Here is a 15079-nt window from a genome sequence, read left to right on the forward strand (position 1 = left end):
AGGTGACCGGCACTCAGGTGTTGAGACAAAGACTTTCGAAATTCGGACAAGCAGTTGGCGACCCACGCCCGTGGCGCTGCGAAGCGGATCAACTTTGCTGGCTCTTCGCGGGTTCGGGCGCGACCGTGGACGCCGGCTCGCTCAACGTGCCGCTCGGATCGAAGCCGGTCGGCGGCGCGCCCAGTTCGCGCCGGAACATATCGCTGAAGCTGCTCGGCTGAAAACCGAGCGAGCGCGCGACGCTGCTCACCGGGCGTCCTTCGGCGAGCCAGGAGACGGCGACCGCCAGTTGCACCTGGCGGCGCCATTCGGCAAAGCCGACGCCCAGTTCGCGTGTGAAGAGGCGCGCCAGCGTCCGCACGCTCGCTCCGACCGACGCCGCATGCTGCTCGAAGCTGATTGCGATCGACGGATTGTCGATCACCGCGCGGCATAACGCCTCGAGCCGCCGGTCCGAGGCATCGGGCAGCGCGATGCGCAGCGACGAGCGCGGCGCGTGTCCCAGTTCCAGCATGGCGAGACGGTACGCGGCGTCGAGATAGGGCTGATCGCGCGAGTCGCTGCTTTCATGCTCCGCGATCGAGGTGATCAGTTCGCGCAGCAGGCCGTTCACCTCGAACACGTCGCTGCGCCGGCTCAGATGACCGACATTGCGCGCGTGGAGATAGAGATTGCGCATCTCCACCTCGCTCATCATGTGGATGGAGTGCAGCGTGCCGGCCGGCAGCCAGACCGCGCGTTGCGGCGGCACCACCAGCGCTTCGCGGCCGACCTCGACCCACATCACGCCCGATACCGCATACAGCACCTGCGCCCACGTGTGCGAGTGCGGGTCGATACGCAGCCCGCGCGGATAGTGCCGGGCGAGCGAACGGGCGTCGGCGTCGTCGTGGAGTTCGGGGGGGCGGGCTTTGGGCACGGCGGCTCGGTTCAGGCTTCGCGCATGGCGGATGAAGATCGCGGACCGTGTCGATCCGTTTGCGAAGCATAGCGCGAGGCGCGGGCCCGTGCATGTTGCGCGCCGGTCGGCGCGCTCAGATGCGCTTGGAGGCGCTTAGGTGCGCTTACGTGCGATGGCCCATCAACAGCAGCAGCAACGAGAGGGTCACGATCGAGCCCACGGTCGACAGCAGGATCGTCCGCGAGGTGATGTGGGCTTCACGTTCGTAGAACTCGGCGAGCATGAAGGGGCCGGTGCCGGTGGGCAACGCGGCGAGGATGACCGCCATTTCGACCAGCGTGGACGAGAGCCCGAACACGCGCGCCGCAAGCCACCATGTCAGCGCGGGCTGTACGAGCAGCTTGACGCCGGTCAGCAGCCAGGAAATGCCTCGCGCCCCGGCCTCGGATGGGCGCTTCTCCGCGAGGAACAAGCCGAGGCTCACCAGCGCGCACGGACTCGCCGCGCCGCCCAGCAGTTTAAGAAAGGTTTCCGCGCTGGGCGGCAACGCGACATGGAGGCTGGCGAACAGCACGCCCACGATCGGCGACACGATCAGCGGATTGCGCGCCAGCGAGCGCAGCACTTTCAAACCCAGCTTATGCGGCGTGCGCTCGGTCTGCAGACCCACTTCGATCAGTACGATCGCAACCGCGAACAGCACGCAGGCAACGAGGATCGTGGCGATCGTGGTCGGCGTCAGACTGGCCGAGCCGAACGCGATCATGCCCAGCGGGAAACCGATATAGCCGGTGTTCGGATACGAGGCCGCAATCGCATCGACGCTCGCATCGGCGAGATGCCGGCCGCTCATCAAGCGCATCGCCAGAATCAGGACGAACACGCTGACACACGCAATCGAAAATGTGGCGACGAACGCCGGCTGATAGAGCTGCTGCCAGGTGGCGTGCGCCATGATGTCGAACAGCAACGCCGGCAGCGCCAGCCAGACCACGAAACGGTTCAGTTCCGATGCCGAGTTCGGCCCGAGCACATTGCGCCGGCGGCAGGCGAAACCCGCGAAAATCAGACCGAAGACGGGGAGCAGGATTTCGAGGGTGGCTAACATCGGCGCAAAAATGTGGGGAAAATGGCGATCCGCCAGCGTAGCGGCTAGCGGCGATACAATCCAATACTGTTTTTTCTGCTCGACAATACCTTTTTTGCATTGTCCTTTCCTACGAGTCATTTCCCATGAGGCCGTCGTGATCGATATCAAGCCGCTGCGCTACTTCGTGACGCTTGCCGAGACGCGCCATTTCGGCCGGGCGGCGGCGCGTCTGAATCTGTCGCAGCCGCCGTTGAGCCGGCAACTGGCGGCGCTGGAGGCGAGCGTAGGCGTGACGCTGGTCGAGCGTAGCCCGCGCAGCGTGACCTTGACCGCCGCGGGCGAGCGCTTCTATGCCGATGCGAAAGCGATTCTCGCCTCCGTGGAGCAAGCGGTCAGCAACGCGCAAGCCGCCGCGCATGGCGACGCCGGCAAGCTCGCCATCGGCTTCACGATGTGCGCGGCGTACAACGTCGTGCCCGGCTATGCGCGGGCTTTCGGCGCGGCCTATCCCGAAGTCGCATTGAACCTGCGTGAGGTCGTCTCCAACGATCTCGCCGCGCAGGTGCTGGTCGGCCAGATCGACGCGGCCATCATGTTCCCGACCGTGCCGGACAAGGGGCTCGCCACGCGCACGATTCTCAGCGAGCCCTTGTGCGTTGCGCTGTCGCGCAGCCATCCGCGGGCCCGCGCGCGGCGTCTGAAGATCGCGCAACTGGCCGGCGAACCGTTCGTGCTTGCATCCGAGGACGTGGCGCCCACTTTGCGCGCGACGATCCTCGAGCATTGCCGCTCCGGCGGCTTCGAACCCGACATACGGTTCGAAGTGCAGTTGCAGCAGACGGTGTTGAGTCTCGTCGACGAAGGGGTGGGCGTGGCGCTGGTGCCGGCTTCCATGCGCAAAGCGCAACTCGCGGGCGTGGTGTTCCGGCCGCTGGTCGATGCACCGCTGATCGAACAGGTGCTGGCGTGGTCGCCGGCGAATCGCAATCCGTGTCTGGCGCGCTTTCTCGAGTTGGCGTGAGGGCAGCGCCTATGAACTGGCGAGGTGGTTTGTCTGCTCCACGGAGTCGTCCGGATAGCGCAGCGCATCTCGCTTGATGAGCCGGCGGCACCAGAAGGTCCAGGCCGTCAGGCCGGCATAGACGCCGTACCTCAGCACGGTGGACGCGATGGCCGAGCGCGGATCGTCGGGCCATTGCCAGACGATCAGACTGCGCAAGATGTTCTCGCCCGTCATGCCGATGCCCCACACGAGCGTCATCAAGCGGATATACGCGACGAGCGAGGGACGCTCGCGCCAATGCTTTTCGAAGCTCTCGACGCTGCGATGATCCTCGCGCGACATGGTCGAGCGCGCGAGATAAAACACTAGCGGTTTTGGCAGCGCGAGCGACACCAGGAACGATACGCCGATCATGCCGGAGACCATCGGGTCTTCGATCTCGCGCAGTCGCGTGTTGCCGCCGAAGCCGACGCTGAGTGCCAGCAGCGAGAGCACGATGCCGACCAGCACGAGCGCACTGAGCGCGTCGAAATGGCGATAGCGCAGCAGGTCCCAGCTCATCCACGCAATCAGCGGCAGCGCCGACGCGGCCAGCGCGCCGAGCTGGCCCCAGTGCGGGAACGCGAGCCGGTAGGCGAGCCAGGGCAAGGCGACGTTCACGATCAGCGCGGTGAGGTAGCGCAGGCGAAGTTTCATCGACGGAGCGGTGGTGAGCGTGGCAACGATGCGCGGACGTATCCGGCGAGTGTAGGGCGAAGTCTCTTCGCATGCCATAGCTTGCGGCGCGGGCGGCCAGGATTTTGGCAACGCACATGGCGCGCAGAAAATCTGCGATGATCGAGCGCACTGATCGCCGAGCCATTTCATCCACTATCCGCTCTTACGCAATGTCGATTGCTCCCCCGCTCCTCACCACCTCCCGCCTCACCCTGCGTCCCCACACGCGCGACGATTTCCTCGAGAGCTATGCGATGTGGTCCGATCCCGAGGTGATCCGCTATATCGGCGGCAAGCCCTTCACGCGCGAAGAAGTCTGGGCGCGTCTGCTGCGTTACGCCGGTCATTGGGCGATGCTGGGCTATGGCTATTGGGTCGTGCGGGAAAAGGAGAGCGGCCGGTTTCTCGGTGAAGTCGGCTTTGCCGACTACCATCGCGAGATCGAGCCGTCCTTGTTGGCGCCCGAAGTCGGCTGGGCGCTGGATCCGGCCATGCATGGCCGTGGCTACGCAACCGAGGCCGTGCGTGCCGCGCTGGAGTGGGCCGACCGGCAGTGGCCGGATGGGGAAACGGCCTGCATCGTCGCGCCGGAGAATCTGCCGTCGCTGCGCGTCGCTCATAAGTGCGGCTATCGTGAGCAACTTCGCACCACGTATAAAGGCAAGCCGACCATCGTGCTGCGTCGGCAGGCGCACGCGGTTTGAGCCAACGCGCGGCGCGCGCCGTTGGTGCCCGTTACATCGAGCGAGCCGTGCGCGCCGTCCGGATCGACAATCACCTCACCGCGCGTCGCCGCTCGCCACTGCCCGCTGCTGTGCGATCAGATCCACCAGCCGTTCGACCTGTTGCCCTTGCGCATCGAAGTTGCCGGCATCGAGCCAACGCGCATAGCTCGGACGGAGCGCAGGCCATTCGCTATCGATGATCGAAAACCACGCGGTGTCGCGATTGCGTTCGCGATACACGATCGCCTGACGGAAGATCCCCTCGAACGTGAAGCCGTAGCGCAGCGCCGCCGTGCGCGACGGTCCGTTCAACGAATCGCACTTCCATTCGAAGCGCCGATAGCCGAGCTTGTCGAACACCTGCGTCATCAGCAGAAACATCGCTTCAGTGGCGATGCGCGTGCGCTTCAGACGCGGCGAATACGTGACGTGGCCGACCTCGATCACACCGTTCGCGCGGTCGATCCGCATCAGCGCCAGCGTGCCGACCGCCTTGCCGGTCGTCAGATCGATCACCGCGTAGTGCAGCGGATCGGCAGACGCGGCGGCGCGCGTCAGATGCTCGCGATAGGCGGCGAGACTTTCGAACGGACCGACTGCCAGGTAGGTCCAGTCGCGGCCATCGGCGGCCGAGCTGTACGCGTCGTATAGATCCTCGGCATGACGCTCCACGTGCACGGGTTCGATCCGGCAATAACGGCCCGCCAACGGCTCGCGGCCAGGCGCCTGAGCGCCGTTCCAGCCCGGCACGGGGGTGCCGATCGGTTGGTCGAACGCGTTACGTCTGGGTTCCATGTCTGTTCTCCTGGCGGTTACGAATGATCGTCGATGATGGAGAACGATACGGCAAACGTGGTATGTTCAAAAGATCCACGTCAACGTTATTTGATAGGTCCAGCCGCGATGATCGAGATCATTGGCCCGCTTGCCAGCCCGGCTGCATCCACGGCCGCCGGCAGCGGCGCAAAGCCTGAGCCGCTGCAAAAACAACTAATCGAGCGCTTGCAGCAGGCGATTCTCGCTGGGCGTTTGCCGGCGGGATCGCTGCTGCCGTCGTCGCGCCTGCTGGCTGCGGAAATGGGCGTGTCGCGCAACACGGTGGTGATCGCGTACGAGCATCTGGCCGCGGTCGGTTATGTGGTCGCCGACAAGAAGGGCACGCGCGTGAGCCCACTCTCCAGCCCATCCGCCCGCGGCGAGCCGCGCTCGCACCCTGCCGCGCCGGAGGTGGCCTACGCGGCGCGCGTCGGGCAGTTCGCGGCCACCCGCACCCACGCCGACAACACTTTGCCTCTGACGCCCGGCACGCCCGCCTTGGACCGTTTCCCGGTGACGGCGTGGAGGCGCGCACTTGAACGCTCGATGGAGCGTGCGCTGCCCCTCGCGCTCGGCTACGGCACGCCGGCCGGCGAGCCGGCGTTGCGCGACGCCATCGCCGCGCACTTGCGAATGGCGCGCGGCGTGCGCTGCGAAGGCTCGCAAGTGGTGATCACCGAGGGCGCGCAGGAGGCGCTGAACCTGTGCGTGCGCCTCTTCACCAATCCCGGCGACGTCGCATGGGTCGAGGACCCCGGCTATCGCGGCGCGAAAGCCGCGTTCAATCTGGGCGACCTGACCACGCTGCCGATCCCCGTCGACGCCGAAGGCATGGCGGTGCCATCCGACGCGTGGCGCACGCAGCCACCCACGCTGATCTACACGTCGCCCGCGCATCAGTATCCGACGGGCTCGGTGCTGTCGGTGGCGCGCCGTCTCGAGCTGATCGCGCAGGCGAGGCGCAGCGGCGCGTGGCTGATCGAGGACGATTACGACGGCGAGTTCCGCCACACCGGCGAGCCGATCGCCAGCATGCAAGGGCTCGTCGAGGATCCGCCGGTGTTGTACGTCGGCTCGTTCAGCAAAACGATGTTTCCCGCGCTGCGCATCGGCTTCGTGGTGCTGCCGCGTCCGATCGCCGCGCACACCGCTGTCGCTGTGCAGGAGATGCTGCGCGGCGGGCATCGGCTGGAGCAACTGGCGCTGGCGCAGTTCATCGAGAGCGGCGAGTTCGGGCGGCATCTCGGGCGCATGCGGCGTCTGTATCGCGAGCGCCAGCAGGCATTGCGCGATGCGCTGAGCGCGCATTTCGCACCGTCGCAGATTCTCGGCGGCAATTGCGGCATGCATCTGACGCTGCGCTTGCCGCCGCGCATCGACGATCAGACCCTCGCCGAACGCGCGCTCGCTCACGGGCTCAATCCGCGCGCGCTGTCCGGTTTCGCGTTACAGCCGTGCGCGGAGACGAATGGGCTCGTGATCGGCTACGGCAGTACGCCGGCTGAGCGGCTGGCGCCGGCAATCCGCGTGCTGGCCGGGCTGGTGGCCGAGTTGGACGGCAAGCCGAAGCGTCAGCCGGCCAGGCAATCGGCCACGAAGATGCGCGTGTAACTTTTTGCGTTTGTCCGCGTGGCCCATGTCGCGCTATCGTGTCGCTTATGCGCGGCGATTTCGGAGTGTGCGTCATCGACGGATCGCCCGCAGCTCATGTCGCACTCGCCGCACTGCAACATCGCGTGATATGCGGTGCCGCAAGCGCTCGCCGGGTCGCTGTTGGCTCGGGCATGAAGAATGCCTTTGTTGTGGTTATCTATGACGATCTATCGACCGGAGACGACATGAAGGAAATCGAACCGACCCCGTGGTTTGAGCTTGAGGCCCACACGCCCGTCCGTGAAGGCTGGTACGAGGTGCAGTTGACGAGCGGGGACACGGCTTTTGCGAAGTTTGGCGACGGCGTATGGACCGAGAAACCGTTGCTGGTATTTACACACTGGCGTGGCTTGTCCGCCGATCCATCGAAAGCCGGCGAAGGCGAGACCGAATCGATCGCCGCCGAGGCCACCGCGGCCCAAGGCGTGCGCGCCGCGTGGAACGCGTTCTTCCCGGGACTCGGCGAGGAACAGCACAAGCCACTGGACGCCGTGCCCAACGGCAAAGCGCCGCACTGATGTACGCCCGGGCGGCGGCTCGCGAGTTGCCGCCCTGATCTGTCTGACCTTACCCGCGCTCGAGCGCTTCGGCAGCCAGCTTGCCGATCTCCGTATCAATGTCGGGCGTCTCGCCCGTCTCGAGAATCCACGCCGCGGACAAACCGGACCACGCCAGTATCCATTGCAGCAAACGGCGCCGATCGAGCCCGGCATGTTGCGCCACTCTTTCGACGCGACGCTCGAACCATCCCAGTCGCAACGCCGACTCAGCGTCCGGATTGCAGAAAATGTTCGCGTAGTCGAATCCGCGTTCGCCGCAGAGGCCTTTCGGGTCGATGGCCAGCCAGCCGCGCGGGCCGAAATCCAGCACGTTGCCGTGGTGGATGTCACCGTGCAATACCACCAGTTCCTGCGGCGCGGCGAGCAAGGCTTGCGCGACCGTGGCGCTGTTCTGCAACCAGCCACCGTATTTTCGCGCGGCCGGCCAGAGGCTCGCGAACCAGCGTGGCAAATCGATCAATTCGGGAAGCGGTTTGTTTCGCGGCGCGTGGAGCCGCGCGGCGGTGGCGCAGAGAATGTCGATGGCGCGGTCATCGGCGTCGCTGTTGCCGGTGCGCGCCAGGTCCGCTAGCGTGTGGCTGCTTTGCGCACGCTCCAGCAGGAGAGTGTCGGCATCGTGGGCGAGTACGCGGGCCGCGCCTTCGCCGTCCCACCACACCATCAGCCGCGCGCCGAATTTCTCTTCGGGTTCCTGCGCGACTTTTAGCATCGCGGGAATGCCGTATCGGCGCACGGGCAGGAGCCGGCTGCTGTGCGTGCGAATCGGCTCGCCATCCTGCTGCAGATCCCATTTGACGATGTACTCGGTGAACATTTGAGCTTCAGTTCGCGAGCAGGGCGATGTTGCTGTCAGGGGGATGCAGGCAGGCGATGCGCACGGTCTCTCCAATGAGTTCGACGGTTTTTCATTCTCGCTTAAATCGACACGCAGTGGCGCGCGCAGCGCGCATCGAGCCCCGCCGCTACAATCACTCTCATTCATCTGACGCGGAACCTACGTATGAAAGTCACCCGAGAACCCGTAGCCTTGCCGCGGGCCACGCAGCTACTGAATCATGGACCGGTTACGATCATCACCAGCGCGCACGGTGGCCGCTCGAACGTGATGGCGGCGTCGTGGGCGATGCCGCTCGACTTCAATCCGCCGAAGGTGGTCGTGGTGGTGGATAGCCGCACGCTCACGCGACAACTGATCGAGGCGAGCGGCGTGTTCGGACTGCAACTGCCGAGCCGGGGATTCGCTGCGCAAACGCTGGCGGTGGGCTCGAACGCGGGCACCGAACTCGACAAGTTTGCCGCCTTCGACCTGGAGACGTTCCCCGCGCAACAGATCGACGTGCCCATGCTCGCGGGTTGCATCACGTGGATGGAGTGCAAAGTCATTCCAGACGATAGCCAGCGTCACGATCTGATCATCGGCGAAGTGGTCGCGGCGTATGCGGATAGCCGCGTGTACTCGAACAACCGCTGGCACTTCGGCGACGATCCCGATCTGCGCACCTGCCACTACGTGGCTGGCGGGACGTTCTTTGCCACGGGCGATGCGTTCGAGGTGGACGCCGTGGCGAATGGCGCGGCGAGTGAGTGAGGCTCGGCGCGCGCGGCTATTTGCATCGAAGGAATTTGCCCGCCTTCAATTCCAATAGCGCGACGATTTCCGGCTGCATGAATGCGTAGTCGTCGGGAATGTCGCGCCACTCATACGTCGCCCTCGGCAAACTTCTTCAGCGCATCTCCCGCCAACCGATACCGCACCCATTCGCTTTGCGCGCTCGCGCCGATCGATTCATAGAAGCCGATGGCCGGCTCGTTCCAGTCGAGCACACTCCATTCGAAGCGGCCGCAACCGGTATCGCAGGCAATGCGCGCGAGGTGGCGCAGCATCTGTTTGCCTGCGCCGCTGCCGCGCGATGACGGCGACACGTACAGGTCTTCCAGATAAAGCCCCTGTTTGCCGAGCCAGGTGGAATACGAAAAAAAGTAGACGCAAAAGCCGATGGGCTCGCCGTTCATCTCGCAGATCAGCGCCTTCGCGCTGGAGCCGGCGGAAAACAGGCTTGCTTCGATGTCGCCGACTGTCGCGACGACTTCGTGCGCCGCCTTTTCGTACACTGCGAGTTCGGTGATGAAGCGAAGAATCAGCGCCGAGTCGGCGGCGTGAGCGGGACGGATATGGATAGTCAAGGTTGGATGCTCGATTGATCGGTTGAGTTGCAGAGCGAAGTTTCGCGCGGACGCGTCAGCTTCGGATCAGACATACATCGTAGCGTTTAACGTGCTGTTCTGACCAGAGCGCGACGAGAATGCGATTGACGCCTCGTCACAAAATCGTTTACTGTCGATCCATGGACTTCCACTCGATTCCCTTCGCTGCCGTCACCACCACGACGACCACCTTCACAGGCGGGTCGTCTGGAGGTTGCGCGCGCTAGAAGCACGAAGCTGTGGCAAACCACCAAAGGCCCCGCCGGAAACGGACGGGGCCTTTGGCGTTTCTGGACCTCCGTTTGCGGCATCCATTCGCGGCAACCGATCAAATGGAGCAAGACTGTGAACGACCTCGACCATCGTGTATTAGGCAATAAACTCGACCTCTTTCATCAACAGGAAGAAGGCGCGGGCATGGTTTTCTGGCACCCGCGGGGCTGGGAACTGTATCGCGTACTCGAAGATTATGTGCGTGCGCGCATGCGTCGCGCAGGATTTCGCGAGATTCGCACGCCGCAATTGCTGGCGCGTTCGCTGTGGGAAAAGAGCGGGCATTGGGAGAAGTTCGGCGCGGCCATGTACTCGTTGGCCGATGCGGAGGAAGGTCGCGCGCTCTGTCTGAAGCCGATGAGTTGCCCGTGTCATGTGCAGGTGTTCAACCAGCGCGTGCGGTCGTATCGAGAGTTGCCGGTCCGTTATAGCGAGTTCGGCGCTTGTCATCGCGACGAGCCGTCGGGTTCGCTCGAAGGACTGAAGCGCACGCGTGCTTTCGTGCAGGACGACGCGCATGTGTTCTGTATGCCTGCGCATATCGAAGCGGAAGTCGGCCGCTTCTGTGCGCTGTTGCGTACGGTCTATGCGGACCTTGGTTTTTCCGGGTTCAAGGTCGCGCTAGCGACGCGGCCGGCCATGCGCGCGGGCAGCGATCAAACGTGGGATCGCGCGGAAGATGCGTTGGCGAAGGCTGCGCGTGCCGCTGGTCTTGAGTTCGATGTGCTCGAAGGAGAGGGCGCTTTTTACGGGCCGAAACTCGAGTTTCATCTGACGGACAGCCGCGCGCGGAGTTGGCAATGCGGCACGATTCAGCTCGACTTCGTGCTACCTGAGCGGCTCGACGCGGAGTTCGTCAACGAGCGTAATGAGCGTGAGCGGCCCGTGATGATTCATCACGCGGTGCTCGGCAGTATGGAGCGGTTTATCGCGATGCTGCTTGAGCATCATGAGGGATGGTTGCCGGTGTGGCTGGCTCCTGAACAGGTCGTCGTGGCGACGGTCAGCGACGCAAAATATCGGCTACGCGCAGGAGGTTATGCAGGCGCTTGACGACGCGGGTGTCAGGGCGGTGCTCGATAGCCGGCCCGAGCGGCTGGAGAAGAAGATCTTCGATGCGCGCGAGAAGCAGGTGCCGCTTCTGGTCGTGGTGGGCTCGCGCGACGAGCGGGATCGGACGATCAGTATTCGCATGCGGGATGGGCGGCACGCGACGGTTTCATTTGTGGAAGGTGTGGAACGGTTGATGTTGATGGCGCCGACGCCTGCGATGGTGTCGAGGCTCTGACGTGGTGAGTGCGGCTCGCGTATCCAGCTCTGCCGGCGGGACCGGACGGCGAGCCCCTGTTGCTTCTGAGTAGCATCAGCGGCGAGGAAGAGCTGTCGAGAATCTTCCGCTATGTACTGAATGTGCGCACGTCGCCCGACGCGAACCTCACGGCCGATGAATCGGCCTTTCGCATAGCTTCCGACGGTGTATCGAGCTGCGCCTCCGGGCGCTTTAACGCAACGGAGCGCTTGGGCACGATACGTCACCATTCGAACATAGTGATCACCGCACCTCCGCAAATAACCGCCCCCACCGCGCCAGCGGCTCCGTGTCTACCCCCGCCATCCTCAACGCCTTCCAAACCACCGTCGCCACCGTGTCATACGCAGGAATATCCGTAGCCATCTCAGACGCGCGCACCAAATGCGCTGCATGCAGATTCGTGCAGAACGTCGTCACCGCATCCGGTCTCGCGAACGCGGCCTCGCGCATCATGATCGCGAGTTGGGTGTCGGGCACTTCAGCAAAGCTGAAATTATCCTGCAGCCCCAAATGCCGCTCCGCCACGCATTCAATGCCAAGCTTCTCGTAGTTACGGACGATTCGCTGCTGAACATCATCGGTATAAGGCGACACCAGACCGAATCGTCGCACGCCGGTCTTCTCGAAGATCTCGTTGAGCGCCAGCACAGAAGTCGTCGCAGCAATGCCCGTCGCCTCCGTAATCTGCCGGCACAACGCCTGATCGCGCTCGAACCCCAGCCAACCCGCCGACGTGCCGCTCCAGCCGATCACGTCCACCCGCGCATCGGCCAGTTGACGCGCGGCCGTCAGAATCCGGCTCGCGTCGAACTGGCCGAGCGCCCGCTCGGACAACGCGATCTCCGTCACCGAGAAGCGAGCAAAGTGCGAGCTGACGTGCGGCAGTTCGCTCAGCATCGCCGCGGTAATCGGCTCGAGCGCCGTATTCGACGACGGCGTCAGAATACCGAGCCGGATTCGTTTGCTTTGCATCGCAGCGCGTCCTTTACTCTTACCTTAGTCGGCCAGCAGCAACTTCACGCCCTCGGCGGCTTCATAGCGAAGCGCGTCGAGATCGAGACCCGGAATCACGCCGTTATCCACCACCACGCGGCCATTTACCACGTTGTAGCGAACGCGCGCCGGCTCGCCCGCCGTCACCGGCGCCACCGCGACATCGTGAAAGCCGTTGAAGCGCAGATCGCTGATGTCGTAGAGCACGAAGTCCGCCGCCATGCCGACTTCGAGTGTGCCGACCGCGTCAAGACCGAGCACGCCCGCGCCGCCTGCACTGCCCCAATGGATCGTCTCCTCCACAGTGGTCGCCGACGCGCCCTGCGCCGCGCGATGCACGAGCCACGCGAAATGCGCTTCGTTGGTCATGCTGCCCGATTCGTTCGACGCCACGCCATCCACGGCCAGCGACATCGGCACGCCCGCGGCCGCCATCTGCGGCGCAGGTGCGATGCCGCTGCCTAACCGCGCGTTACTGACAGGGCAATGCGAGCAACCACTGCCGGTTTCCGCGAGCATCGCGATCTCGCTCGCTTGCAGATGCACGAGGTGCGCGAACCACACATCCGGTCCGAGCCATTCGTGATCGGCGACGAATTCGACCGGCAGTTTGTTGAAGCGCTCCTTGCAAAAATCGACATAACGGGTCGTCTCGGACAGATGCGTATGCAAGCGCAAGCCCATCCGTCGAGCCGCGCGTGCGACTTCAGGCAGTAGCTCGGGCGGCAAGGAGAACGTCGGTGTGGTCGGCGCGACGACAACGCGACGCATCGAAGCATCGCCGGCATCGTGATAGCGCGACTTCAAACGTTCGATGTCGGCGAGCATCTGATCGAGCGTCTCGGGCTTGAGCGCGACTTTGGAAAAGCCTGGATGATCGCCCGCCGCCTGCAATGCGCCGCCACGGCACAACACGAAGCGCATGCCGAACGAAGCCGCTTCGTCGAATAGCAGATCGCCGGTTTCGGTGCTGCCGTCCGCGTGATAGAGATAGTGATGATCGGCGCAGGTCGTCACGCCGGAGAGGAGCAGCTCGGCAAGACCCAGGCGAGCGGCAACGCGCGCCAGATCCGGCGTAAAGCGCGCGAGACGCGGATACGGCACGGCGGCCAGCCATTCCTGCAAATCCGCATTGATACCGGACGGCACGGCCTTCAAGAGGTTCTGAAACAGATGATGGTGCGTATTCACCCAACCCGGATAGACCACACAGGAACGCGCGTCGATCACGCGTTCATCGGCACGAGGTTCGAGATTCGGCGCGATGGTTGCGATACGTCCCTGGCGAATCCGCAGATCGACCTGACCGAGCCTTGCGCGCTCGCCGCTCATTCCGCTCATCACCGCGACAGGGTTTTTGATCAGCAACGCTTCAGTTTGCATGCTCACGATTCGATATCCTTTCAGTTACTCGAAGCGGCCGCCTCTGCAAAGACGGCCGCGCCCGTCATGCAACATCCGCTTATTCGCGGACCATGTTGTGCGCCGGCACCACGTCCTCTTCATGCGCGCCGTTGAGCACCGCGTTCAACACAACGGAAACGAGGCATGCCAGCACTACGCCGCTATGCAGGAACGGTTGCGTCCAGTCAGGCATGTGCTTGAAAACCTGCGGAGCCATGACGGGAATCAGCGCGGTGGCGATCGTAAAGCCGACGATCAGCACGTTGTAACGATTGCGCTCGAAGTCCACTTTCGCCAACGTCTGCACACCAGCCGCGACCACTACACCGAACATGGCGATACCTGCCCCGCCGAGTGCCGCGGAAGGCGTCGAGGCAACCACCGCGCCGATCTTCGGTACCAGCGCCACCACGCACATCAGCACGCCGCTGATCGCCACTACCCAGCGACTGCGCACGCCAGTCAGGATGACGAGCCCGACGTTCTCCATGAACGCGATGAACGGAAAGGCCGCGAACATGCCCGCAATCGCGCTCGCGAGACCGTTGGCACGCATGCCGCGCACCACGTCCTCCTCGCTCACTTCTTTATCGACGATGTCGCCGATCGCGACGAACAGGCCCATCGATTCGACCATCTGCACCACCATGACCACGATCATCGTCAGCACCGGCACCAGCGAGAACACGGGCGTGCCGAAGTGGAACGGCAGGGGCATGGTGAACCACGGCGCTTGTGCCACGCTCGTGAAGTTGCCCATGCCGAGCGAACACGCCAGAATGCCGCCCGCAATCAAACCGATCAGCACCGACAGATTGCGCAGGAACGCATTGGCGAATCGGTTGATCGCGAGAATCACCAACGCGACGAACAGCGTGACGCTCAGGAAAGGCAGTGCACCGAACTGCTGTTGCGCGACCTCGCCGCCACCGGCCCATTGATACGCGACGGGAAACAACTGCAAGCCGATCACGGTCACGATGCAGCCCGTCACCACAGGTGGAAAGAACCTTCGTAAGCGCCCGACGAGCGGCGCGGCGAACATGGTGAACAGACCCGCGCCAATCACCGCGCCGCACACGCCGGCAAAGCCGACGCCCGGACTCGTGCCGATCGCAATCACCGGCCCGACGCTGCTGAATGCGACGCCTTGCAGAATCGGCAGGCGCACACCGAACTTCCAGACGCCGACGGTTTGCAGAATCGTCGAGATGCCCGAGCAAAACAGCGCCGTGCTGATGAGCACGGTGGTGTCGGCCGGCGACATCTTCAGTGCCGACGCGACGATCAGCGGCACCGCAATGGCGCCGATGTAAGCCACTAGCATGTGCTGCAAACCGAGCGTGATCATCTGGCGCTTCGGCAGAATCCGATCGACGGGGTGTATGGCGGTGTTCATGACATGTCTCCAGACTATTGTTTTCGAT

Annotated in this window: 16 protein-coding genes and 1 pseudogene; 7 read left to right on the plus strand and 10 right to left on the minus strand. The window is 64.0% G+C overall.

What is annotated here, in order from left to right:
* Nucleotides 1-88: 88 nt before the first annotated feature.
* Entirely contained in the window at nucleotides 89-919 is an 831-nt protein-coding gene (locus ACQKRQ_RS28970; RefSeq protein WP_427481061.1) for an AraC family transcriptional regulator, read from the minus strand.
* Between the two features lie 145 nt (nucleotides 920-1064).
* Nucleotides 1065-2009: an AEC family transporter gene (locus tag ACQKRQ_RS28975; protein WP_132379150.1), complete on the minus strand. Its 945-nt coding sequence runs from the start codon at nucleotides 2007-2009 to the stop codon at nucleotides 1065-1067.
* A gap of 136 nt (nucleotides 2010-2145) precedes the next feature.
* Between ACQKRQ_RS28975 and ACQKRQ_RS28980 the strand changes: the two genes are divergently transcribed.
* On the plus strand, nucleotides 2146-3012 hold the full coding sequence (locus ACQKRQ_RS28980; RefSeq protein WP_132379148.1) for a LysR family transcriptional regulator: 867 nt from the start codon (nucleotides 2146-2148) through the stop codon (nucleotides 3010-3012).
* Nucleotides 3013-3021: 9 nt separating this feature from the next.
* Here the strand turns inward: ACQKRQ_RS28980 and ACQKRQ_RS28985 are convergent, their stop codons facing one another.
* The gene (locus tag ACQKRQ_RS28985) at nucleotides 3022-3690 is read right to left on the minus strand and encodes a VC0807 family protein (protein WP_427481062.1); all 669 of its coding nucleotides are present in this window, start codon (nucleotides 3688-3690) and stop codon (nucleotides 3022-3024) included.
* Between the two features lie 191 nt (nucleotides 3691-3881).
* On the opposite strand from ACQKRQ_RS28985, the gene ACQKRQ_RS28990 reads away from it, so the two are divergent.
* Complete coding sequence (locus ACQKRQ_RS28990) at nucleotides 3882-4415, plus strand: GNAT family N-acetyltransferase (RefSeq protein ID WP_408286360.1); 534 nt, start codon at nucleotides 3882-3884, stop codon at nucleotides 4413-4415.
* 75 nt (nucleotides 4416-4490) lie between these two features.
* On the opposite strand, the gene ACQKRQ_RS28995 is transcribed toward ACQKRQ_RS28990, so the two are convergent.
* A complete protein-coding gene (locus tag ACQKRQ_RS28995) occupies nucleotides 4491-5231 on the minus strand; it encodes a GNAT family N-acetyltransferase (RefSeq protein ID WP_427481063.1) in 741 nt (246 codons plus the stop codon).
* A gap of 108 nt (nucleotides 5232-5339) precedes the next feature.
* On the opposite strand from ACQKRQ_RS28995, the gene ACQKRQ_RS29000 reads away from it, so the two are divergent.
* Nucleotides 5340-6863 (plus strand): PLP-dependent aminotransferase family protein, encoded by a 1524-nt coding sequence (locus tag ACQKRQ_RS29000; RefSeq protein ID WP_427481064.1) that lies wholly within the window; start codon nucleotides 5340-5342, stop codon nucleotides 6861-6863.
* Nucleotides 6864-7090: 227 nt separating this feature from the next.
* The gene (locus ACQKRQ_RS29005; protein WP_132379516.1) at nucleotides 7091-7423 is read left to right on the plus strand and encodes a hypothetical protein; all 333 of its coding nucleotides are present in this window, start codon (nucleotides 7091-7093) and stop codon (nucleotides 7421-7423) included.
* A 49-nt stretch (nucleotides 7424-7472) separates the two neighbouring features.
* Here the strand turns inward: ACQKRQ_RS29005 and ACQKRQ_RS29010 are convergent, their stop codons facing one another.
* Nucleotides 7473-8279 carry an aminoglycoside phosphotransferase family protein gene (locus tag ACQKRQ_RS29010; protein ID WP_427481065.1) on the minus strand — a complete coding sequence of 269 codons (807 nt, stop codon included), beginning with the start codon at nucleotides 8277-8279 and terminating at the stop codon, nucleotides 7473-7475.
* Nucleotides 8280-8465: 186 nt separating this feature from the next.
* Between ACQKRQ_RS29010 and ACQKRQ_RS29015 the strand changes: the two genes are divergently transcribed.
* Nucleotides 8466-9053, plus strand: coding sequence for a flavin reductase family protein (locus ACQKRQ_RS29015; protein WP_132379140.1), 588 nt, complete (start codon nucleotides 8466-8468; stop codon nucleotides 9051-9053).
* A gap of 16 nt (nucleotides 9054-9069) precedes the next feature.
* Here ACQKRQ_RS29015 and ACQKRQ_RS29020 read toward each other — a convergent pair.
* Together ACQKRQ_RS29020 and ACQKRQ_RS29025 are read right to left on the minus strand one after the other, a co-directional pair.
* Nucleotides 9070-9156, minus strand: a pseudogene (locus ACQKRQ_RS29020) (phosphotyrosine protein phosphatase); the annotation flags it as partial.
* A gap of 7 nt (nucleotides 9157-9163) precedes the next feature.
* Nucleotides 9164-9649: a GNAT family N-acetyltransferase gene (locus ACQKRQ_RS29025; protein ID WP_132379138.1), complete on the minus strand. Its 486-nt coding sequence runs from the start codon at nucleotides 9647-9649 to the stop codon at nucleotides 9164-9166.
* Between the two features lie 366 nt (nucleotides 9650-10015).
* Between ACQKRQ_RS29025 and thrS the strand changes: the two genes are divergently transcribed.
* A complete protein-coding gene (thrS, locus tag ACQKRQ_RS29030) occupies nucleotides 10016-10996 on the plus strand; it encodes a threonine--tRNA ligase (RefSeq protein WP_427481066.1) in 981 nt (326 codons plus the stop codon).
* A complete protein-coding gene (locus ACQKRQ_RS29035) occupies nucleotides 10983-11231 on the plus strand; it encodes a His/Gly/Thr/Pro-type tRNA ligase C-terminal domain-containing protein (protein WP_427481067.1) in 249 nt (82 codons plus the stop codon). The genes thrS and ACQKRQ_RS29035 overlap by 14 nt, the downstream gene beginning before the upstream one ends.
* 264 nt (nucleotides 11232-11495) lie before the next feature.
* On the opposite strand, the gene ACQKRQ_RS29040 is transcribed toward ACQKRQ_RS29035, so the two are convergent.
* The 3 genes from ACQKRQ_RS29040 to ACQKRQ_RS29050 form a co-directional block, all read right to left on the minus strand.
* The gene (locus ACQKRQ_RS29040; RefSeq protein WP_427481068.1) at nucleotides 11496-12227 is read right to left on the minus strand and encodes a maleate cis-trans isomerase family protein; all 732 of its coding nucleotides are present in this window, start codon (nucleotides 12225-12227) and stop codon (nucleotides 11496-11498) included.
* Between the two features lie 24 nt (nucleotides 12228-12251).
* Entirely contained in the window at nucleotides 12252-13631 is a 1380-nt protein-coding gene (locus tag ACQKRQ_RS29045) for an amidohydrolase family protein (RefSeq protein ID WP_408286364.1), read from the minus strand.
* Between the two features lie 79 nt (nucleotides 13632-13710).
* Complete coding sequence (locus ACQKRQ_RS29050; RefSeq protein WP_427481069.1) at nucleotides 13711-15051, minus strand: nucleobase:cation symporter-2 family protein; 1341 nt, start codon at nucleotides 15049-15051, stop codon at nucleotides 13711-13713.
* Nucleotides 15052-15079: the final 28 nt, after the last annotated feature.

Origin of the sequence: Paraburkholderia sp. NPDC080076 (assembly GCF_050281145.1) — a bacterium.
Classification (GTDB): Bacteria; Pseudomonadota; Gammaproteobacteria; order Burkholderiales; family Burkholderiaceae; genus Paraburkholderia.